The sequence below is a fragment of the Nocardia sp. NPDC055165 genome (genome assembly GCF_053606985.1).
Genome location: NZ_JBSGSS010000006.1, coordinates 270,411 through 291,244 on the forward strand (window position 1 = coordinate 270,411; position 20,834 = coordinate 291,244).

The following is a 20,834-nucleotide window of genomic DNA, read 5'->3' on the forward strand; positions in this document are numbered from 1 at the left end:
GACGTCAACGTGCGAAATCTTCATCTGGCACACCTCCGGCTCGGGCACGGCACCCCGGCGGGGGTGCCATCGCGTGCGGACGGAACACGCCGGGTGGACACCGATCGCATCCACCCGGCAACCATTCCGCCACCACTGTCCCCTACAACGGCCCGTCGGCGGAAGCGAATCGGCACCGGACATCCAAATTGTCCGCTTCGCCGCCCCTTGTCCGCCGCGCCCCCATGCCTGCTTACTGCACGCGCAGGCTGCCGAAGAGGCCGTCTTTCTCGTCTTCGGGACCTGCCGTGAAGTAGAGGGCGTTCGCGTCGCCCAGGCTTTCGCCGTTGCCGAACATCAGCGCCCACAGGCCCGCGATCTCGACCGGCTTCGCCTCACCGTCGCGCAGATAGTCGACGAAGGTGCCGGTGGTGTCGTCGTAGGCGAGGACCCGGCCGAGGCCACCGAAGTTGCCGATCAGCAGTTTGCCCGACAGCGCGCCGAAGTTCGACGGCGCGATCGCCACACCCCACGGCGCGTTGAGCCTGCCGCCGTCGTCGATGATGCGCACCAGCTTGCCCGCCCCGTCGAACTCAGCGACCTTGCCCTTGTCGGGCTTGCCGTGGGAGTCCTTGTCCTGGTCGGCGTCGAGCGAGGCTTCCTCGGCCTTGTCGAAGGCTTTCGGGTCGTTCTCGTCGGGCTGCGTCACGGCATAGGACACGAACACCCGGCTGCCCAGGGTGGTGATGTTGAACGGCGCGGGATCGCCTGGCTTGGCCTTCTTGCCCTTCTCGGGCGAGGACGCGTCGATCACCTCACCGGTGGCGAACGGGTTGGCGAAACCGGTGGTCGCGACCGGCTGCCAGAACTTGTCGAAGGTGCGAACCTGCGGGTCGGCACCGAAATCGGCGGCCAGCAGCTTGTCACCCGAGGGCGCCAGCGCGATTCCGAAGAAGGCCATGCCAGCAGCGGAACCGTCGAACACCTGGTTCGCGCCGCCGTCGCGGCGCACGATCGCGCCGTCGGGGGCCTGTTCGGTCCAGGCCGAGATCTTGCCCGAGTCGGTGGCGAAGATGAAGCGCGAGGAACCGCCGAGCGGGATCGGCACACCATCCACATCGACCCACTGGTCGCGCACCGCGAACAGATCCGAGGTGATCGGCGCCGGGTTGAACACGACGCCGGTGACCTTGCCGATGCTCTTGTCGGAGGTATCGGCATCGGCGCCGGGGACGCCGACGAGCTTGAGCTGGTCCTGGGTCAGCTTCTGCAGCTTGGGATCCGAGGACGACTGCACGTCACCGAGGAACTGGAACGACTTGCCGCCCGCGCCGACCCAGAAATGCCCACCCGCGCCCTTCGGCCGATCGGCCAGTCCCCAGGCGTTGACCATGCCGGGCAGCGTGAACTGGGCGTGATAGGAGTCCTTGTCGGCGGCCAGGTTGGTCTGGCCGTAGCGGTTGCCGTCCAGCGCGGCCACATCGTCGCTCGAGGGCTCGGTGTTCGAGCACGCCACGGCGAGCAACACTGCCGCGCCGAGTACCGCACCGCGCACCAGCCCGGACCGCACCCCGCGGGCGCCCCTCACATGTCCGTTCACGTTCTTGTCCTTTCGACCTTCCGCCGGACGGCGTTCAGGCGAGGCTGACCTTATCGTGGCTGATGCGGCGGTGTGCCGTGACCGTCGCAGGAAGCACAGGGCTACGCTGTCGGCCGTGGTCGAACCTTCCCCCAACATCGCCCCGCATCCCGACATCGCCGCCCTGGCACCACTACTCGGCACCTGGCGCGGTCGGGGCAGCGGCGAATACCCGACCATCGAATCCTTCGACTACGTCGAGGAGATCACCTTCGGGCACCTGGGCCGACCGTTCCTCACCTACAAGCAGCGCACCAAGGCCGGCTCCGACGGCAGGCCGCTGCACGCGGAGACCGGCTACCTGCGCAGCCCGGCGCCGGGCCGGGTCGAATTGATACTCGCCCATCCGACCGGAATCACCGAGATCTGCGAGGGCACGATCACCGAAACGGTGGACGGAATTCGTCTGGAATTGAACTCCACGAATATCGGCCTGAGCGAATCAGCAAAGCCGGTTACCGCCGTCGGACGCTCATTCCATGTCACCGGCGACACCATCGAGTACACGCTACGAATGGCGGCGGTCGGCGAATCTTTGCAGCATCACCTAGCGGCAACTCTGCAACGCGGCTGAGTCACGCGCAATTCGGCAAGTTACCCGAGCATGACCTTTGATCAGCGCATTTGCCGGATCGAAACCGATAATTCACCTTTTCATCACGGCCCGGTAGCAGTTGTGTTCGAACACGCCCGCACATAGGGCAACAATTGTGTGTCGCTTGCTGCCGTCGCCTGTTGCCGAAGTAACCGCCGTTCTACGGTGGTGCATCAGCTAATCCTCAGACAATCGAACGACCTGCCCCGCGAACACGTCGAAACCCTGAATGAGGGAGACGAACCATGAGGCGTTCTACTTTGATCTTGACCACGGCGGGGATGATCCTCGGCGGCGCGGCCGCCATCGACGTCCTCGACAGCGCGGCCACCGCCGCACCCGAGCCCGTTGTCAGCTACAACGTGCTGCACGACACAGCGACATCCCACACCGACAGCACATCGCTCGCGGTGGTGCGGGGTCTGCTGGCGACCGAGAACGCCGACTGACCCGACACCATCACGAATCCCGTACGGCCCGCAGGCCCTTTCGACGGCGCGATCAGTAGCCGGCGGGTAGTGCGGCGAACATATCCCGGGTGACAGCCACCGCGTTGTCGGAACTGCCACCCTTCACCAGCAGTGTCGCGAAGGCGATATCCCCGCGATAGCCGATGAACCACGAGTGCGATCCACCGTCGACCTCGGCCTCGCCGGTCTTGCCGTAGACCTCACCTTGATCCCTGATGCGTTCGGCCGTGCCACCCGTGACCACCATGCGCATCATCGAACGCAGCCCCTCGACCACCTCCGGCGCGATCGCGGGCCGATCGCCGGTGATCTCGGTGGGCCTGCCCGCGATCAGATACGGCACCGGCGCGGCACCATGGGCGACCGTCGCGGCCATCACGGCCATGCCGAACGGGCTCACCACCACTCGCCCCTGGCCGATGCCGTCTTCGGCGCGCTGGACGAGCCCCTCGGCCTTCGGCACAGACCCGGACACGGTCGGTAGACCTTCGACCTTGTAGTCCTGGCCCACGCCGAGACGCGCCGCTGCCTCGGTGAGCGCGTCGGGTTCGAGCTTGCTGGCCAGCCTCGCGAAGGTGGTGTTGCACGAGCGTTCGTAGGCGGTGGCCATCGGCACTTCACCGACGGTGAACATGTTGTAGTTGGGGATGGTGCGCTCGCCGATGATGGTGCTGCTCGGACAGGCCAGCACGGTGTCGGGCGTGGCCAGCCCGGAGGCCATCGCCGCCGACGCCGTCACCGTCTTGAAGATCGAGCCCGGCGGGTACTGACCGCTGGTGGCCACCGGCCCGTCGCGGTCGGCGAATTTGTTCTGGGCCACCGCGAGGATCGCACCGGTCGACGGGCGCAGCACCACCATCATCGCCTGCTCGGTGCGCAGGTCGACCGCGTGCTGGGCGGAATTCTGCACGAACCGATCGATGCTCAGCGCGAACGACGGCGCGGGTTCGGCCGCTTCCTCGTGCAGCACGTCGAGGTCGGCGCCGTCGGCATTGCGGGTGACCACGCTCCAGCCCGCCTTGCCGTCGACCTCGGCGATCACCGTCTTGCGGACCTGGGTGAGCAGGTCGGGCGCGAATTTGCGGTCGGTGGGCACCATGTCCCACTCCTGGGTCAGGGTCACGCCGGGCAGGCCGATCAGTTCGCCGCCGATGGTCTCGGCCTCGTACTCGTTGAGCAGGATCACGGTGTGCGCGCCGTCGGTCTTGCGCGCCGCGGTGAGGATGGACTGCGGGGTGTAGGCGACGGGGTCGATACGGCTCAGCGCCGCGGCGAGCGCACCGGCGACGCGACTGGGGTCGGGGGCGTCGGCCACGGTGAACTTCACCCGCGAGATCTTGCCGGGGACCAGCACATCGCTGCCCGCGGCCTCGTTCACCCTGGCGCGCGGCGCGGGTCGGGTGCGCAACTCCATGCTCTGGGTGTCACCCAGTTTGGGGTGGATGTCGGCGGAGCTCCAGCGGACCAGCCAGCGCCCGTCACTGCGGCCCATCTGCAATTCGCCGGAATAGGTCCACTGCCGGCCCTTCGGCAGGGTCCACTCGTAGGTGTAGTCGACCGTCGCGGTGTCACCGTTGACGCGCGCGTCGCCGGTGCGGATCGACAGCTTCTCCGCCTGCAACGCCTGCCACGTCGAAGTCAGTGCCGCCGCGGCCTTCTCGGGTGCGGTGGTGAGCGCCGCGGCCGCGGGGAGATCGTGTTCGGCGAACGCCTCGGCGAAGGCGTCGGCGGCGGGCACCGGCCCCTGGGCACCGGAAGAACAGGCCGTCGCCGCGACAGCAAGGGCGGCCACCGCGTACGTGGTGAGCATCCGTGTCCTCATCGGCACCGATGGTAGCGGCGAAAAGCCCTCCGACCTCGGCGCCACGCGCCAAAGTTTCAGTCCAGCAAGACGGTTGCGAAGGTAGCGATCTGACGGAATCCCACCCGGCTGTAGGCGCGGCGGGCGACGCGGTTGTAGTCGTTGACGTAGAGGCTCGCCGTACGGCCCGTTGCCACAACAGCATTGGCGACCGAGGCGGTCCCGGCGGTCCCCACACCCGCACCCCGGAATTCGGGATGCACCCACACGCCTTGGATCTGGCCGGTGCGCCGCGACAGCGCGCCGATCTCGGCCTTGTAGACGACCTCACCGTCCTCGAAACGTGCCCAGGCCCTACCGGATTCGATGAGGTTCTTGATCCGCCTCCGATAGCCGCGCCCACCGTCACCCGTGCGCGGGTCGATGCCGACCTCTTCGATGAACATCGCGATCGCGGCGGTCAAATAGCGGTCGATCTCGTCGGGCCGCACGCGGCGCACTCCCCCGTCGGCGCGCGCGGCGGCCGGCCTGGCCAGTGCCAGCAGGGGCTGATCGGCGCGCAGTTCCCTGGCCGGGCCCCAGGCCGGGAGCAGCATCTCCCACAGCGGGAGTGCGAGTTCCTGCCTGCCGACCACCGAGGAACACACCCGCGGCCAGCGGCCTGCCCGATCGGCGAACGCGCGCAATGCCTGCTGGTCACCGCGCAGCGGCACCAGATTGGCGCCGGAGAAACACAGGGAGTCGGCCGGTCCGCCGCGGCTCCACAGCTCACCGGCACCGGTCCGGGAGTCGATCCCGAATTCCTGCACCCGGGCCGCGATCATGCACGACGCCACCGGGTCGGCGTCGAGGACGCGCAGCACCTCACCGACATCTCGCACGGCCACCGGGCGCGCGGGAGCGGTTTTGGACCGTCGCGTCGGCTCCAGCAGACTCCGCACGGCACAAGCCTGCCACGAAAGCACGCCGAGCGGTACGGGTCCGCCGAATCCGGCGGATGACTGTGCGGAGGCCGGTTCAGCTCACAGAGACAACGGGCTCAGTGCCCGGCTCCGCGTCCATCTGTTCGGCGATGCGCATCGCCTCTTCGATCAGGGTCTCCACGATCAAATGCTCGGGCACGGTCTTGATGACCTCACCCTTGACGAAGATCTGCCCCTTGCCGTTACCGGAGGCGACACCGAGGTCGGCCTCGCGTGCCTCGCCGGGCCCGTTCACGACACAGCCCATCACCGCGACGCGCAGCGGCACCTCCAGGCCGTCCAGGCCGGCGGCGACCGCGTCGGCCAGGGTGTACACGTCCACCTGAGCGCGTCCGCACGATGGGCAGGACACGATCTCGAGCTTGCGCGGGCGCAGGTTCAGCGACTGCAGGATCTGGCTGCCGACCTTGATCTCCTCGGCGGGCGGGGCCGAGAGCGACACGCGGATCGTGTCGCCGATGCCCTCGCTGAGCAGCGCGCCGAAGGCCACCGCGGACTTGATCGTGCCCTGGAACGCCGGGCCCGCTTCGGTGACGCCGAGGTGCAGCGGGTAGTCGCTCTGCGCGGCGAGCTGGCGGTAGGCCTCGACCATGATCACCGGGTCGTTGTGCTTGACCGAGATCTTGATGTCGCCGAAGCCGTGCTCCTCGAACAGGCTCGCCTCCCACAGCGCCGACTCGACCAGTGCTTCGGGGGTGGCCTTGCCGTACTTCTCCAGCATCCGCTTGTCCAGCGAACCGGCGTTGACGCCGATGCGGATCGGGATGCCCGCGGCGCCCGCGGCCTTGGCCACCTCGCCGACGCGGCCGTCGAATTCCTTGATGTTGCCCGGGTTGACGCGCACCGCGGCGCAGCCCGCGTCGATGGCGGCGAAGATGTAGCGCGGCTGGAAGTGGATGTCGGCGATCACCGGGATCTGCGACTTCTTCGCGATCGTGGCGAGCGCGTCGGCGTCTTCCTGGCGCGGACAGGCCACCCGCACGATGTCGCAGCCCGAGGCGGTGAGCTCGGCGATCTGCTGCAGCGTGGCGTTGATGTCGTGGGTCTTGGTGGTGGTCATCGACTGCACCGAGATCGGCGAATCGCTACCGACGCCGACATTGCCGACCATCAGCTGGCGGGTCTTGCGCCGGGGTGCGAGAACAGCAGCGGGGGCGGCGGGCATCCCCAATCCGATTGTGCTGGTCACGTTCGGCTGCCTTCTTTCGTACGTTTCGCGGATCGACCTGGGTTGTTGATGCCGAGCTTAGTCGCGCAAGGTAACCGGGCGCCCTGTGAGGGGCACCTCACCGGCTGGAATCGATATCTGGATGGACCGCAGTGCGTTCACGGACCGAGCGTGATCGGGTTGACGATGTCGGCGGCCAAGGTCAGCAGCATGAACGCGCCACCGAGCACTACTGCCACGTAGGTGATCGGCAGGAGTTTTAGGTAGTCGACGGGGCCCGCGGGCGCCTTGCCGCGCCAGCCGCGGATCGTGTCGCGGACCTTCTCGTAGAGCACCACCGCGATATGACCGCCGTCCAGCGGCAGCAATGGCAGCAGATTGAACGCTCCGAGGAAGAAGTTCAGACTGGCCAGCACCAGGATGAACATGCCCCACAGGCCACGCTCGGCGGTCTCGCCACCGATACGACTGGCGCCGTAGACGCTCACCGGGGTCTCCGGGTCACGCTCACCGCCGGTGACGGCCTCCCACAGCGCCGACACCTTCTGCGGCATCTTCGCCAGCGACTTCACCGTCTCGACGAAGAAGTCGCCGGTGAACGAGATGGTGGCGGGAATCGCCGCGAGCGGGCCGTACTGCTTCGGCGGCGCGAAGGCGGCGGGACCGACGCCGACCGCACTCACCTCGCGGCTCGCGCCCTCCTTTGGCGACCGCATCACTCGCTCGGGAGTCACCGACACGGTCAGCGTCCGACCAGCGCGTTCGATCGTGTACGTGAAGGTGCCGGTCTGCTTCTGGGTTTCGGCCTGGAATTGCGCCCAGGTCTCCACCTCGACGCCGTTCACGGCCTTGACCACATCGCCGGGCTGCAATCCCGCACGCTGCGCGGGTCCTGTTCCGGTACACGGCGCCAACTTCTTGTCCGGGGTCTCCTGGGCGACGCAGCTCATCGCACCCAACTCGGTGGCCGGCGGCTGCTCGAGCTGGGGCAGACCCCAGCCGACCGCCAGGATCACCAGCAGGATGAACCCGAGCAGGAAGTTCATGCCGATGCCGCCGAACATCACGACCAGGCGCTTCCAGGTCGACTGGCGATACATCGCCCGGTCGACCTCCTCCGGTTCGAGCTCGTCGAGCGCCGTCATGCCCGCGATGTCGCAGAAGCCGCCCAGCGGCAGCGCCTTGAGCCCGTACTCGGTCTCCCCGCGACGGAAGGAGAACACCTTCGGCCCGAAGCCGATGAAGTAGCGGCGCACCTTCATGCCGGTGGCCTGCGCGGCCCACATGTGCCCGCACTCGTGCAGCGCGATCGAAATCGTGATACCGAGAGCGAACAGTGCGAACCCCAGCGCGAAAACCATGTGGGCCCTTCTCTTTGGCGGCTGGCGCCGCGTGTTTTCGGCCTCGTAACCCCGAATCCGAGGGGCGATACTGCGCCTGCGGCGTTCCGTCTCGCCCCTCGGATCCGGGGCGGCCGAAAACGTGGTGGTCTCGTTGTGGTCGTCAGGTCAGGACGTTGTTTCACCGTCGATGGTCTTCGCGGCGTACTCCCGTGCCCAGCGGTCGGCCGCGAGGACGTCGTCCAGGGTATCGGGTTCGGCGTGCCAGCGGTCGGCGGCCTCTACCGCGCGGGTGACGGTGCGCACGATGGCGGGGAAGGTGATCTTGCCGTCGAGGAAAGCTTGGACCGCGACTTCGTTGGCGGCGTTGTAGACCGCGGTGACGCTGCCGCCCGCTTCGCCTGCCTGCCGGGCCAGGCGGACGGCGGGGAAGACCTCGTCGTCGACCGGCTCGAAGGTCCAAGTGGAGGCGGTACCGAAATCGCAGGCGGCGGCCGCGCCGGGGATGCGGTCGGGCCAGCCCAGCGCCAGGGCGATGGGGAGTTTCATGTCAGGGGGGCTGGCCTGGGCCAGGGTGGAGCCGTCGGTGAAGGTGACCATCGAGTGGACGATCGACTGGGGGTGGACGGTGACGTCGATCCGGTCGTAGGGCACACCGAACAGCAGGTGGGTCTCGATCAGTTCCAGGCCCTTGTTCACCAGCGAGGCCGAGTTCAGGGTGTTCATCGGGCCCATCGACCAGGTCGGGTGGGTCTTGGCCTCCGCGGGGTTCACCGATTCGAGCATCTCGGTGCTCCAGCCACGGAACGGTCCACCCGACGCGGTGAGCACGAGGCGGTCGACCTCCTGCGCGCGACCGCCGCGCAGGCACTGGGCCAGCGCCGAGTGCTCGGAGTCGACGGGCACGATCTGGCCGGGCGCGGCCGCCCGCGTCACCAGGGAGCCGCCCGCGACCAAGGATTCCTTGTTCGCCAGCGCCAAGCGGGTGCCCGCGTGCAGGGTGGCCAGCGTGGGTTCCAGACCCAGCGAACCCACCAGCGCATTGAGCACGACATCGGCGTCGGTGCGGCGGACCAGTTCGGTCACGGCGTCGGGGCCGCCGAGTTCCAGCCCGAGCGCCTGGGCGGCGGCGGGATCGGCGACGGCGACATTGCGGGTGCCGGTGGCGGTCATCTGCTCGACGAGCAGGGCGGGGTTGCCGCCGCGTGCGGCCAGCCCGACCACCTCGAAGCGGTCGGGGTTGGCGGCGATCACCTCGAGCGCCTGGGTACCGATCGAACCGGTACTGCCGAGAAGCAGCACCTTCACCCGATCGGTGGACGGGGAACTGTCGTGCGTGGCACGCGTTGCGGGGTGGGACACGGGCCCATTGTGGCAGGGCTGCTGGCTACGACGGACGGTCGTATGCCACGATATGCTCACTCGCCCAACCAGAACTCGAGCCCTTAGGAGCGATCGTGGCAGCCACGGACCTCGATAAAGCCAGCACCGAGCGTGCCGTCGCCACCAGCGTCGACCCCGCCGAGGTGCCCTCGGCAGCATGGGGCTGGAGCGGTGAGTCGCGCAAGACCTTCCGCATCGCGGGCTGGGTCGTCATCGTGGCCCTGCTCGGGATGACCATCGGCAACCACAAGGGTCATGTCGAGGACATCTTCCTCGTCGGCCTGGCAGGCGTGATGGCGATCATCCTGGTCGTCGATTCGCTCACCCAGCGGATGCCGAAGTAGTTCTTCGACGACAAGTACGTCCACGCCTGCGGCAATCACCATGCGCCGCAGGCGTTTTCGTGCGTCAGCGGCCGCGCCGGGCCGGTTTGCGGCCACGCGCGACCGGCTTCTTCGGCGCCGGTTTCTTGGCCGCGGACTTCTTCGCCGCGGGTTTGCGCGCGGGTGCCGTGGCGCGCTGCTCCGGTTCCGCCACCCCGCCGCGCGAGCTGTTGGCCGAGCGGCCGCGCACGATACCGACGAACTCCTCGAGCAGATCGCTGTCGGTCCCGGCAGGCCACGCCAGCGCGATCTCGGTGAACTCGGTGTCGCTGATCGGGCGGTAGACCAGGTCGCGGCGGTGATGCAGGCGCGCGATCGATTGCGGCATGATCGCCGCGCCGCCCACGGCGACGACTAGGGCGAGAGTGTCGACGGCCTGATCGAGATCGGCACTGTCCTGGATCGTCTCGTCGGCCAGATCCGCCGGGCCGATCGTCTCCAGCAGTGACAGCTCGTCGTCTTTCTGCACGACCGCGACCGGCGTCTCCTGCCACAGCGCGATCGCGTTGGTCGCGGTCCGGTCGATGGGCAGCCGGACGAAGCACAGGTCGACGCGCCCCTCGCGCAGCACCGACTCCTGCTCGCCCTGCGCGACGCCGACCACCTCGAGCGGGTGGTCAGGTAGCCGCTCGCCCCAGATCCGCGCCCACTTCGACACCGTCACTCCCGGCACAAACCCCACCCGCAGGCTCGCGGGCGCGTCGGGCTTCTGCTCCCGTTCGGCCTGCTCCCGCACCCGGATCAGGTCCCTGGCACGCGCGAGCAGGGCAGTGCCGTCGTCGGTGAGCTGGGTGGGCGAAGCGCCCGGCACGAAGACGCGGGTGCCGAACTCTTCTTCCAGCTCGATCACGGTGGCGCTGAGAGCCTGCCGTGGGATCCGCAGCGCCTTGGCGGCGCGGGCGAAGTGCAACTCCTCGGCGACCGCGACGAAACGACGCAACCGGTCGAGGTCGATGGAGTCGGCGGCGGTGACGTCGAAGTCGCTCATTCTGACCAGAATATGGCACCCGCCGATCGGGTCGACGAGCCGATCAGAGGTTGGCCAGCAGCGCGATCACGCCGGCGATCACGATGACGACGACCAACAGGACCGCGTAGGCGCCCAGTGCCGATCCCCAGCCGCCCCGTTGCGGCGGCGGATTCGGGATCGGCACCGGTTGCTGCCGATACTGCGGCGGGGGCGCGTACTGCGGCTGCGGCATCCGCGGGGGCATCGGAGCGGGGTTGTACTGCGGGATGGGAGTGCCCGTCGAGCTCACCGGGCGCATGGGCTGCATGCCGACGAACGGCTGCGCGTGCGACCCCGAGGTCGGCCGGGCGATCGGGCGGGCACCGGTGGTTCCGGTGCGCACCGCCCGCTGCGCGGCGTCGACGAACTCCTCGCACGAGGTGAACCGATCGGCGGGTCGCTTGGCCAGCGCACGCGCCATCACGGCGTCGAGCACCGGCGGCAGGCCCGCGCGGCGCGGACTGATCGGGGGTGGCGGCGCTTGCAGATGACCGGTGATCACCGCGGCCGGGCTGGTCGATTCGTAGGGTGCGCTGCCGGTCAGCAGTGTGTAGAGCGTGCACGCGAGGGAGTACTGGTCGGCGCGGTGATCCAGTGCGGCGCCGGTGAGCTGCTCTGGCGCGGCGTAGGCCAGCGTGGCGGTGAACGATCCGGTCTCGGTGAGATGACCCGAATCGTCGCGCAGCCGTGCGATGCCGAAGTCGGTGAGATATACCCGCTCCTGGCTGCTGGAACGCGCCAGCAGGATGTTGGCGGGCTTGACGTCGCGGTGCAGCACCCCCGCGCGATGCGCGTAGTCGAGCGCGGCGGCGGTCTCACCGATGATCTGCAGCGCCCGGTCCGGCGGCAGGGAATGCGGATCCAGCGATGAGGCATCGATCCCGTCGATGTACTGCATGCTGATCCACAGCTGATCGCCCTCGACGCCGCGGTCGAACACGGTGACGATATTGGGGTGGTCGAGCTGCGCGACCAGGTCGGCTTCACGCTCGAACCTGGCCCGGATCTCCTTGTCGGAGAACAACTCCCGATTCAGCAGCTTGAGCGCCGTCCATCGGGGCAGACGCGGGTGCCTGGCCAGATACACCGATCCCATCCCGCCCTGACCCAGCTGCCGGTCGATCGTGTAGCCGGCGAACACCGTCCCGTCAGAAACCACTCTGACCCCCGAATCTCGCTCTTCGTCCGACGGCCTGGACCCTACCAAACGCCAGGACCCGCGAATCGGTGCAGTACACCGCTGTGTGGCAGGTTCAACCCAGTGGGAAGCGAGCGATGTCGGCGAGGAGAACAGGCATATCGGCCTCGACTGTGGTGAAAGCCGAGCCGCGCTGGAAGACCAGCACCCATCGTTCTCGCGCGGAATCGCTGAAGGTGGACACCACGGCGGAGCCACTGTATCCGCCGTTGTAGGCCTGTTCACGATGGTGGTCGGTACGCGAGCCGGTCGAGGCGTTTCCCTTGTCACCGGTCTCACCACGAAACCGATTCACTGCCTCGACCGCGTCTGCCGCGGTCGCGAAGGCGTAGAAGAAATAGTCGGTATCGGCACTGTCCAGGCTGCCGCACGACCATTTCGCGTCTGCCTGCTGAAACGTCAACTCCCACAGGAGTTCGTTCCGGATCTTCGTGTTCGCGTACGCCGAGCACTCACGACCCTCGAATCCGGGGCCGTCCGCGAATCCGGTCGGCACCATCTGGGGAAATGCCTCCGACATCGAAGCCAGATCTTTGTGCGCACGCGATCGTTCCAGCATGTCAGAAATCCAGGTGCTCTCGTCCTGCCACACCCAGGTGACGGCGCCGCCGATGATCAGTGTCAAGGTCAGCAACACCGCTGCGACTACCCGGCTGCCCTTTCGTCGCGGCACCGGCGCGCGGTAACCGGAGCTTCGCGGCATCGGCGGCGGTGCGTAGCCCGGGTTCGGCTGGGGCGCGGCGAAGCGCGGCGCGTGCCCGCCGTCACCGTACGGATTCGGCTGGGGGGTGTCGGGGCACCGAGCGCGCACCGGCGAACACGGTGGGTTGCGCACCGGTGCCACTCAGCGCACGGCGTGCGGCAGCCGCGAATTCGGCGCAGGAGTCGAATCGGTCGGTGGCGCGTTTGGCCAGGGCGCGGGCGAGGACCGCGTCCATGGCTGCGGGCAGATCCGGTCGACGGGCGCGCAGCGACGGGGGTGGGGATTGGAGGTGTCCCTGGATCACCTGCACCGGGTTCGCCGCCTCGAACGGGGCGACGCCGGTCAGCAGCGAGTACAGGGTGCAGGCCAGGGCGTACTGGTCGGCGCGGTGGTCGAGGTGGGCACCGGTGAGTTGTTCCGGGGCGGCAAAGGCCAGGGTCGCGGTGAACGAGCCGGTCCGGGTCAGGTGGTGGACGTCGTCGCGCGGACGGGCGATACCGAAGTCGGTGAGCAGAACTCGTTCACTGCCGTCGGCCTCGGTGAGCAGGATATTGGCGGGCTTCACGTCGCGGTGCAGGACGCCGTTGCGGTGCGCGTGGTCCAGGGCCGCCGCGGTGCCCTCGATGATGCACAGGGCGCGTTCGGCGGGGACGGGATGCGCGATGGTGGCCGCGTCTACGCCGTCGACGAACTGCATGCTGATCCACAGGCGCCCGTCATCGCTGCCACGGTCGTAGACCGTGACGATGTTGGGGTGCTCCAGTTGCGCGGCGAGGTCGGCCTCGCGCTCGAACCTGGCACGAATCTCGTTGTCGGCGAACAGCTCCGGATTCAGCAGCTTCAACGCGGTCTGCCGAGGCAGGCGCGGATGCCGGGCAAGGTACACCGAACCCATCCCGCCGCGCCCCAGCTGCCGTTCGATCGCGTACCCGGCGAAGACGTCCCCCGTCGCAAGCATGGTCCCCCGTTGTCCACCGAAGCAGTGCCCGGCCTTCAGCGAATATCCCCGCCGCCGACCAGCACCAACCCTAATCGGCGCGAGGACAGGGCACTACACCCCGGCTCAGTCCTCCACCCGCACACCCATCGACCGCGCTGTGCCCGCGACGATGCGCATCGCCGCTGCGACATCGTCGGTGTTCAGGTCGGGGAGTTTGCGGATCGCGATGCGGCGCAATTGATCCCGGCTGATCGCCCCCACCGGTTTGTGTCCGGGCTGCGGGGAGCCGGGGTGGCCGAGAGCCTTGCGGATCAACGATGCGGTCGGTGGGGTCTTGAGCCGCATCGTCCAGCGTTTGCGGGCGTCGATCGTGATGACGGCCGGAATGATCTCGCCACGCCGATCCGCGGTGGCGGCGTCGTAGCGCCGTTTGACCTCGAAGGGCGCGACGCCGGTCGGACCGAGCATCTTGCCGAGGATCATCAGCGAGGCATTGCCCGCTTCGAGCTCGAGAGTGACTGTGACAGAGGCTGTTTCGCGCGCCATAGTCAACGATCTCGGATGCATGCGTCAATCCGGTCCCACGACGGTAACGCCTGGGCCGCAACCCGCTCCAGCGGTTCGGTTCGCCTGATCCCGATTCGCCTGTCAGTCTGTGGGCGTGAAACGGGACGTTTCCGCTCGCCTGGAGGTCGCGGTCCATGCCGATTCGGTGCTGCAGTGTCAGATCGCTGTCGCCCGCCAGCCAGGACTCGATCTCATCGAGTCCATGACATGCTCGCTCGACGGCGAGTTCCTCACGCCGCGCGAAGTGGCCGGTCCGCACGGTTCCCGGATCCACGTGCTCGACGTGCGCGCGGGGACCCTCCGGATCGACTATCAGGCGACCGTCCTGGGCACCGCCGTCCTCGCGCCGCCGTCCGACTACGACCTCGCGCTGTACCGGCGGCCGAGCCGCTACGCGGAGTCGGACAAGCTGCTCGGCTTCGCGGCAGCCGAATTCGGTTACGGCATCGCCGATCCCGAGGTGGCCAACCGCGTCTCGTCGTGGATCGGCAGACGGATCACCTATGTCTCGGGCAGTAGCACGCCCATCGACGGCGCGGTCGAGACACTGCTCTCCGGCACCGGCGTCTGCCGCGACTTCTCGCATCTGATGGTCGCGCTGTTGCGCGCCGTCGGCGTCCCCGCCCGGGTCGCCGCGGTCTACGCGCCGGGCTGTGTGCCGATGGACTTCCACGCCGTCTGCGAGGCCTACATCGACGGCGAGTGGCGCACCTACGACCCGACCGGCCTCGCGCCACGCTCGAGCCTGGTACGCATCGCCACCGGCCGCGACGCCTCCGATATCGCCTTCCTGGACAACCACGGCGGCGACATCACTTTGAACTTCATGTCGGTCAACGCCTTCGTCGCGGGCCCACTCCCCTACGACGACTTCATCGCACCGACCAGCATCGTCTGAGAGGCAGACGGGATCACCTCAGCCCGTGTGCCGCACTGACATTCGACTGAAGATGCCATCTGTGATGAGGTTCGGGTACGAAATGGTCTGTGTCATATCGATACCCACCTGTGCTACTCGGGCCTAGTACAGCTCCTAGCGGCTGCCACGTGCTCGACTATCAGTCGGTGGTCTCTATCTCTGCCAGCAGTTGAACCAGGTTGCGGTCCCGGTTGAAGCCACGCTCGGTGATCAACCGAATCGCCTCAGCAGCATCTGCGATGTCCCCCCTGGTCGCTACCGCGGCCAGACTTCTGAGATCCGCGCTGTCCTGCGGACGACTTTCGTTATCGCGAGCAAGCAACTTCAGCGCGATGAGATGACCGGTGCGAGCGACGGGCAGGATCAGACCAGGAAATATCTCGAGTAGCTCCGCCGCCCGAACAATCTCCGGCTCGATACCCGAACTGGCAAAAAGCAGGTCCACGACCACGGGAACACCATCGATGCGCCGTTTGAGCCGGACAGTCGCCAACCGACCGTTATCGTGCTCGACCGATGCGAAAACTGGTATCCGGCCGCAATCAGCGACTGCACGAGCTCTTCGGCGTGGGTGTCATCAGCCACCGCAGCAGCGATGTCGATATCCGCCGTGAATCTCGGATTCGATCGGGCGACACCGCAAACCCACCAACGATCGACCACTGACATCCGCGCTGATCAAGATCGGAAGCAGCCTTCCGCAGCGCAACCTCAAGAGGATTCATGCGAACCTGGCCGACGGTCGACCTCGCCCTCCGCCAAGCGGCTCGAACGGTCGCGACAGCAACCACTCGTCAATCGCCGAATCAATCACCGACTCATCCGCGTCCGGCTGCTCGCGACGGAGGCGAGCGCGCTGCATGCCCAAGCCGAACTCGAACATGTCGATCGCCAGCCGAAGCCGATCCGCAGGTGAGTCGTCGTCCATGCATCAAGCCTACCGTCGGTGTCGACCCACCCTTGGCTACCGCAGCCGCGCTGACCACGTCCATCAGCAGAACCTGGCCCGCTCCGCAATCCTCGGAAGTCTTTAGTGGTGACGACATTCCGAACCTCGACTTCTGGCACCCAGAGCTGAAGGCTGTCAGATGTGTCTTCCCACTCAGTCAGCACCCGAGACGACCTGATCCGCCTGCTCTCTTCTGCCGTCCACGAGACGTATGAAAATGAACCTGAACTCTTTATTCGGAGGGTCCATGAGTCATCGGTCATGGGTCGAGTGTTCCTCCGTTTCGCCCCTGCCGTCGAGCAGCGATGGCCCAAATTTCGGGTTGACATCGAATACAATCGCGACGGGAACGATACGAAGCGGGCCGCCGTCGGCGTTCCGAGCGGTGACGATCCAGCAAAGGCCGCCGCCACAGCTAAGGAGTCAGTCGTCCGGACCGATCTGATCGTTCACCAGCGTGGCGAGGGCGGTCCCAACCTGCTACTGGTCGAGGCAAGATGGAGCGATAACCTTCCGCAGGATATGAATCGAATACGTGCCATAGCCAGTCGCTATAACTATGGCACCGCGGTTTTGTTGACTCTCAGCCTGGGACCAGCTCGAAAAAAGCCCTTCATCCTAGACATTGTCTAAGCGTCCGATGTACAACAAACACCCAGCGCCGCAATGCAACCTCGATCGGCGCGTGGGTGGCTTCCCCGGGCCTCGGCCCGAGTCGGTATGGCGTCCAACTCGGCTTCCGCAACCAGCAACATCGTTGAACAGCCTCATCCACGGTGGGTTACACGTACGAAGGTCTCGAGCAGGCAAACCAGATCAGCGTCACGAAGCGGAAGTGGCCACGCTGACTTATCACGAGCGAATTCACCCTTCGGCGGCGAGCTGACCGCAGGCGGCGGCGATCTCCTGGCCGCGGGTGTCGCGCACGGTGCACGACACGCCCTGGGCGATCACGCGACGAACGAACTCCTTCTCGACCGGCTTGGGGCTGGCATCCCACTCGCTGCCCGGTGTCGGGTTGAGCGGGATCAGGTTCACGTGTACGAGCGGACCGAGCGCCTTGTGCAGTTTCTTGCCGAGCAGGTCCGCCCGCCACGGCTGGTCGTTGATATCGCGGATCAACGCGTACTCGATCGACACGCGACGCCCGGACTTGTCGGCGTAATACCGTGCGGCGTCGAGCACTTCGGCGATCGACCAGCGATTGTTCACCGGCACGAGCGTGTCTCGCAACTCGTCGTCGGGGGTGTGCAACGACACAGCGAGCCGCACCGACATGTTCTCGTCGGCCAGCTTGCGGATCGCGGGCGCCAGACCCACGGTCGACACCGTCACCGAGCGCTGCGAGATCCCCAGTCCGTCGGGGGCGGGCGAAGTGATGCGGCGGACCGCGTTCACCACACGCTTGTAGTTGGCCAGCGGCTCGCCCATCCCCATGAACACGATGTTGGAAAGCCGGCCCGGACCGCCGTGCACCTCGCCGTCACGCAGGGACGCCGCGGCGGCACGCACCTGGTCGACGATCTCCGCCGTCGACAGGTTGCGAGTGAGCCCCGCCTGCCCGGTCGCGCAGAACGGACAGGCCATTCCGCACCCGGCCTGACTGGAAATGCACAGCGTGTTGCGGTCGGGGTAGCGCATGAGCACGCTCTCCAGCAGCGTCCCGTCGTGCGCCTTCCACAGCGTTTTGCGGGTGTCGCCCTCGTCGCAGGCGATATTGCGCACCACCGACAGCAGCGGCGGGAACAGCGTCTCGCCGACCTTCGCGCGCACATCGGCGGGCAGGTCGGTCATCAGGGCGGGATCGGACTGCAGGCGGCCGTAGTACTGACGGGCCAACTGGTCGGCACGGAACTTCGGCAATCCCAGCTCCTGCACCGCGGCCTTGCGTTCGTCCGAATCGAGATCGGCGAGGTGGCGCGGCGGCATACCGCGGCGCGGGGCATCGAACACGAGGGGCAGGGAGATGGCCATAGTTTCACCATTGTCCCAAACGCCACGTCGGACCTGCCACGCCGGGCGACGTTATCGAGAAGATGCGTGCGTGAGCCATAGCAGTCGGCCATGATCGAACCATGAGTACACACGCGGAATCCGGTGCGTCACCGGCCGAGCACGACCCGCCGACGACCGATCTCACCGGCAAGCACAGCAAGCCCGCCGAACCGGCGAAACCCGCGGCCGCGCCGGTACCCGTCCCACGCGACGCCGTGCACGGGTCTCGCACCGGCTACACCTGGATCGCGTTGCTGGCCGCCGCCCTGCTCGGCATCGTGCTGCTGACCTTCATCATCCAGAACCTCGACAAGGTCCGTACCAACCTGCTGTTCTGGGATTTCGAACTGCCGCTCGGTATCACCGTGTTGCTGTCGGTGATCGCGGGCGCGCTGGTGATGGGTCTGGTCGGCGGGGTGCGCATTCTGCAACTGCGGCACGCCGCCAAGCGGTCGTCCTGACGCTGAGTCGATCAGATCAGCGCGCTGAGTACCAGCCAGGACACGAACGCCGAGGGCAGCATCGAGTCCAGGCGATCCATGATTCCGCCGTGCCCCGGCAGCAGGGTCCCCATGTCCTTGATGCCGAGTTCCCGCTTGATCTGCGACTCGATCAGGTCACCGATGGTCGCCACGGCCACCAGGCCGACACCGAGCACCACACCGATCATCGAGTTCGCCTCGAGCAGCAGCGTGACGGTCAGCAGACCGCCGATCACGCTGAACACCAGCGACCCGCAGAACCCCTCCCACGACTTCTTCGGACTGATCGCGGGCACCATCGGATGCCTGCCGAACAGCACACCGGCGACGTAGCCGCCGACATCGGAGCACACCACCAGGATCATGAAGGTGAGTACCCGGAGATTGCCGTCGGGTTCGAGCAGCAGCAACGTCGAGAACGCGGCCAGCAACGGAATCCAAGTGAGGGTGAACACAGCGATCGCCGTGTCACGCAGGAAGTTCTTCGGCGCGGTACTGAGGCCGTGGTCGAACAGACGCCACACCATGCACACCAGCGCGGTGGCGGCGAACGCGCCGAGCACCCCACCTGCCCCCCACGGCCAGCCCAGCCAGAACACCGCCTGACCGCCCACCAGCAGCGGAATCCGCGGTACCAGCACATCGGCTTCGCGCAGCCGCTTGGTGACCTCCCAGGTCGCCACGCCGACGCCGATGCCCGCGACCGCGATGAACACCTTCGGGACGAACAACAGGATCGCGATCAACGACAGCCCGAGCGTCAGCCCGACTGCCAGTGCCGCGGGCAGATTGCGCCCGGCCCGTGAGGTCGGGGCGGGCGGCTGCTCGTCCTGCGGCGCGGCCGCGGTCTCCTCGACCTTGTCCGGCATGGGATCCGGTGCCGCCCCGGTGGCGGCGGCGTCTTCGGCCACGATTGTCCCGTCGCTCAACTCGTCGTTCCGTTCATCCCCCGCACGAGCGGGACTGGCGAGATCTGGCGCTCAGACCTCGAGCAGTTCGGCTTCCTTGTGCTTGACCAGCTCGTCGACCTGGGCCACATACTTGGCGGTGGTCTTGTCGAGCTCCTTCTCGGCGCGCCCGACCTCGTCCTCACCCGCTTCGCCATCCTTCTGGATGCGACCGAGTTCGTCCATCGCCTTGCGGCGGACGTTGCGAATCGAGACCTTGGCGTCCTCGCCCTTGCTCTTGGCCATCTTGACCATCTCGCGGCGGCGTTCCTCGGTGAGCTGCGGCACCGAGATGCGCAGGATGTCGCCGTTGTTGGTCGGGTTCACGCCCAGGTCGGAGTTGCGGATGGCGTTCTCGATCAGGCCGAGCGAGCTCTGCTCGTAGGGCTTGATCACGACCATGCGCGGCTCGGGCACGGTGATGCTCGAGACCTGGGTGATCGGGGTGAGCGAGCCGTAGTACTCGATCAGCACACGGGTGAACATGCCCGGGTTGGCGCGACCGGTACGGATGCTGCCCAGGTCGTCCTTCGCCACCGTGACGGCCTTGTCCATCTTCTCTTCGGCATCGAAGAGCGCTTCATCAATCACGACCGAATCCTCCACAGCGTCGTCATCGTCATCGTCCGCGGGTGCGGGGTCACGACCGAACCAGGGTGCCGATGGGTTCACCGGCGACCGCGCGGGCAATATTGCCCTTGATCAACAGATTGAACACCAGCATCGGCATCTGGTTGTCCATGCAGAGACTGAACGCGGTGGCATCGGCCACCTTCAGGCCCTTTTCGATCACTTCCTTGTGGGTGATCTCGGTGAACATGCTCGCATTCGGGTCGACGCGCGGATCGGCGTCGAACACACCGTCGACCGCTTTCGCCATCAGCACCACGTCGGCGCCGATTTCCAGCGCGCGCTGCGCGGCCGTGGTGTCGGTGGAGAAGTAGGGCATGCCCATTCCCGCGCCGAAGATCACGACGCGGCCCTTCTCGAGGTGGCGCTTGGCGCGCAGCGGCAGGTAGGGCTCGGCGACCTGGCCCATGGTGATGGCGGTCTGCACGCGGGTGTCCACACCCTGCTGCTGAAGGAAATCCTGGAGGGCAAGGCTGTTCATCACGGTGCCGAGCATGCCCATGTAGTCGGAGCGCGCCCGCTCCATGCCGCGCTCCTCCAATTCGGCGCCGCGGAAGAAGTTGCCGCCGCCGATCACCACGGCCACCTGCACGCCGGTCTCGACGATCTCGGCGATCTGCTCGGCCACGGTCTGCACGACGTCGGGATCGAGGCCCACTCCGCCACCACCGAACATCTCCCCACCCAGCTTGAGCAGCACCCGGTTGTATCCAGGGCGGTCGTTACCCGGGTCGGTCATGGGTGTCGGTCTCCT

At 67.0% G+C, this 20,834-nt stretch carries 21 protein-coding genes and 1 pseudogene; 5 read left to right on the forward strand and 17 right to left on the reverse strand.

Annotated elements, in window-relative coordinates; genetic code table 11:
* Nucleotides 1-232: 232 nt before the first annotated feature.
* Nucleotides 233-1,579, reverse strand: a complete 1,347-nt coding sequence (locus tag ACWFRF_RS15190; protein WP_379315382.1) for a TIGR03118 family protein — start codon at nucleotides 1,577-1,579, stop codon at nucleotides 233-235.
* Between the two features lie 115 nt (nucleotides 1,580-1,694).
* Between ACWFRF_RS15190 and ACWFRF_RS15195 the strand changes: the two genes are divergently transcribed.
* Together ACWFRF_RS15195 and ACWFRF_RS15200 are read left to right on the forward strand one after the other, a co-directional pair.
* The gene (locus ACWFRF_RS15195) at nucleotides 1,695-2,192 is read left to right on the forward strand and encodes a peroxynitrite isomerase (RefSeq protein ID WP_378992223.1); all 498 of its coding nucleotides are present in this window, start codon (nucleotides 1,695-1,697) and stop codon (nucleotides 2,190-2,192) included.
* A 266-nt stretch (nucleotides 2,193-2,458) separates the two neighbouring features.
* On the forward strand, nucleotides 2,459-2,662 hold the full coding sequence (locus ACWFRF_RS15200) for a hypothetical protein (protein ID WP_378992222.1): 204 nt from the start codon (nucleotides 2,459-2,461) through the stop codon (nucleotides 2,660-2,662).
* A gap of 52 nt (nucleotides 2,663-2,714) precedes the next feature.
* Here the strand turns inward: ACWFRF_RS15200 and ACWFRF_RS15205 are convergent, their stop codons facing one another.
* The 5 genes from ACWFRF_RS15205 to dxr all read right to left on the reverse strand — a co-directional run bounded on the left by ACWFRF_RS15205 (nucleotide 2,715) and on the right by dxr (nucleotide 9,337).
* Nucleotides 2,715-4,505: a penicillin-binding transpeptidase domain-containing protein gene (locus tag ACWFRF_RS15205; RefSeq protein ID WP_452450437.1), complete on the reverse strand. Its 1,791-nt coding sequence runs from the start codon at nucleotides 4,503-4,505 to the stop codon at nucleotides 2,715-2,717.
* A gap of 56 nt (nucleotides 4,506-4,561) precedes the next feature.
* Nucleotides 4,562-5,416: a GNAT family N-acetyltransferase gene (locus ACWFRF_RS15210; protein ID WP_378992401.1), complete on the reverse strand. Its 855-nt coding sequence runs from the start codon at nucleotides 5,414-5,416 to the stop codon at nucleotides 4,562-4,564.
* Nucleotides 5,417-5,501: 85 nt separating this feature from the next.
* A complete protein-coding gene (ispG, locus tag ACWFRF_RS15215; protein ID WP_378992220.1) occupies nucleotides 5,502-6,656 on the reverse strand; it encodes a flavodoxin-dependent (E)-4-hydroxy-3-methylbut-2-enyl-diphosphate synthase in 1,155 nt (384 codons plus the stop codon).
* 137 nt (nucleotides 6,657-6,793) lie between these two features.
* Nucleotides 6,794-7,996, reverse strand: coding sequence for a M50 family metallopeptidase (locus tag ACWFRF_RS15220; RefSeq protein WP_452450439.1), 1,203 nt, complete (start codon nucleotides 7,994-7,996; stop codon nucleotides 6,794-6,796).
* A 147-nt stretch (nucleotides 7,997-8,143) separates the two neighbouring features.
* Nucleotides 8,144-9,337, reverse strand: coding sequence for a 1-deoxy-D-xylulose-5-phosphate reductoisomerase (gene dxr, locus ACWFRF_RS15225; RefSeq protein WP_452450441.1), 1,194 nt, complete (start codon nucleotides 9,335-9,337; stop codon nucleotides 8,144-8,146).
* A 95-nt stretch (nucleotides 9,338-9,432) separates the two neighbouring features.
* Here dxr and ACWFRF_RS15230 point away from each other — a divergent pair, with 95 nt between their 5' ends.
* Entirely contained in the window at nucleotides 9,433-9,702 is a 270-nt protein-coding gene (locus ACWFRF_RS15230) for a DUF2631 domain-containing protein (protein WP_378992217.1), read from the forward strand.
* Between the two features lie 64 nt (nucleotides 9,703-9,766).
* On the opposite strand, the gene ACWFRF_RS15235 is transcribed toward ACWFRF_RS15230, so the two are convergent.
* From ACWFRF_RS15235 to ACWFRF_RS15255, 5 genes are all read right to left on the reverse strand, one after another.
* Nucleotides 9,767-10,729 carry a LysR family transcriptional regulator gene (locus tag ACWFRF_RS15235; RefSeq protein ID WP_452450442.1) on the reverse strand — a complete coding sequence of 321 codons (963 nt, stop codon included), beginning with the start codon at nucleotides 10,727-10,729 and terminating at the stop codon, nucleotides 9,767-9,769.
* A gap of 43 nt (nucleotides 10,730-10,772) precedes the next feature.
* Nucleotides 10,773-11,909 (reverse strand): serine/threonine-protein kinase, encoded by a 1,137-nt coding sequence (locus ACWFRF_RS15240; RefSeq protein WP_387442189.1) that lies wholly within the window; start codon nucleotides 11,907-11,909, stop codon nucleotides 10,773-10,775.
* A gap of 94 nt (nucleotides 11,910-12,003) precedes the next feature.
* Nucleotides 12,004-12,759 (reverse strand): hypothetical protein, encoded by a 756-nt coding sequence (locus ACWFRF_RS15245; RefSeq protein WP_452450622.1) that lies wholly within the window; start codon nucleotides 12,757-12,759, stop codon nucleotides 12,004-12,006.
* The gene (locus tag ACWFRF_RS15250) at nucleotides 12,713-13,609 is read right to left on the reverse strand and encodes a serine/threonine-protein kinase (protein ID WP_452450444.1); all 897 of its coding nucleotides are present in this window, start codon (nucleotides 13,607-13,609) and stop codon (nucleotides 12,713-12,715) included. Before ACWFRF_RS15250 ends, ACWFRF_RS15245 begins: the two co-directional genes overlap by 47 nt.
* A 105-nt stretch (nucleotides 13,610-13,714) precedes the next feature.
* A complete protein-coding gene (locus tag ACWFRF_RS15255; RefSeq protein WP_379316009.1) occupies nucleotides 13,715-14,137 on the reverse strand; it encodes an uL11 family ribosomal protein in 423 nt (140 codons plus the stop codon).
* A gap of 115 nt (nucleotides 14,138-14,252) precedes the next feature.
* Here ACWFRF_RS15255 and ACWFRF_RS15260 point away from each other — a divergent pair, with 115 nt between their 5' ends.
* Nucleotides 14,253-15,056: a transglutaminase-like domain-containing protein gene (locus ACWFRF_RS15260; protein ID WP_452450446.1), complete on the forward strand. Its 804-nt coding sequence runs from the start codon at nucleotides 14,253-14,255 to the stop codon at nucleotides 15,054-15,056.
* Between the two features lie 160 nt (nucleotides 15,057-15,216).
* On the opposite strand, the pseudogene ACWFRF_RS15265 reads toward ACWFRF_RS15260, so the two are convergent.
* The 3 genes and pseudogenes from ACWFRF_RS15265 to rlmN all read right to left on the reverse strand — a co-directional run bounded on the left by ACWFRF_RS15265 (nucleotide 15,217) and on the right by rlmN (nucleotide 18,000).
* A pseudogene (locus ACWFRF_RS15265) lies at nucleotides 15,217-15,802 on the reverse strand (nucleotidyl transferase AbiEii/AbiGii toxin family protein).
* A complete protein-coding gene (locus ACWFRF_RS15270) occupies nucleotides 15,799-16,005 on the reverse strand; it encodes a hypothetical protein (RefSeq protein WP_452450448.1) in 207 nt (68 codons plus the stop codon). Before ACWFRF_RS15270 ends, ACWFRF_RS15265 begins: the two are co-directional and overlap by 4 nt.
* Before the next feature lie 885 nt (nucleotides 16,006-16,890).
* Nucleotides 16,891-18,000, reverse strand: coding sequence for a 23S rRNA (adenine(2503)-C(2))-methyltransferase RlmN (rlmN, locus tag ACWFRF_RS15275; RefSeq protein ID WP_378626392.1), 1,110 nt, complete (start codon nucleotides 17,998-18,000; stop codon nucleotides 16,891-16,893).
* Nucleotides 18,001-18,101: 101 nt separating this feature from the next.
* On the opposite strand from rlmN, the gene ACWFRF_RS15280 reads away from it, so the two are divergent.
* On the forward strand, nucleotides 18,102-18,482 hold the full coding sequence (locus ACWFRF_RS15280; protein WP_378992208.1) for a LapA family protein: 381 nt from the start codon (nucleotides 18,102-18,104) through the stop codon (nucleotides 18,480-18,482).
* 11 nt (nucleotides 18,483-18,493) lie between these two features.
* On the opposite strand, the gene ACWFRF_RS15285 is transcribed toward ACWFRF_RS15280, so the two are convergent.
* The 3 genes from ACWFRF_RS15285 to pyrH form a co-directional block, all read right to left on the reverse strand.
* On the reverse strand, nucleotides 18,494-19,372 hold the full coding sequence (locus ACWFRF_RS15285; RefSeq protein ID WP_378992400.1) for a phosphatidate cytidylyltransferase: 879 nt from the start codon (nucleotides 19,370-19,372) through the stop codon (nucleotides 18,494-18,496).
* Nucleotides 19,373-19,483: 111 nt separating this feature from the next.
* A complete protein-coding gene (frr, locus tag ACWFRF_RS15290; RefSeq protein WP_101468579.1) occupies nucleotides 19,484-20,041 on the reverse strand; it encodes a ribosome recycling factor in 558 nt (185 codons plus the stop codon).
* Between the two features lie 49 nt (nucleotides 20,042-20,090).
* Nucleotides 20,091-20,819, reverse strand: a complete 729-nt coding sequence (gene pyrH, locus ACWFRF_RS15295) for a UMP kinase (RefSeq protein WP_378607015.1) — start codon at nucleotides 20,817-20,819, stop codon at nucleotides 20,091-20,093.
* Nucleotides 20,820-20,834: the final 15 nt, after the last annotated feature.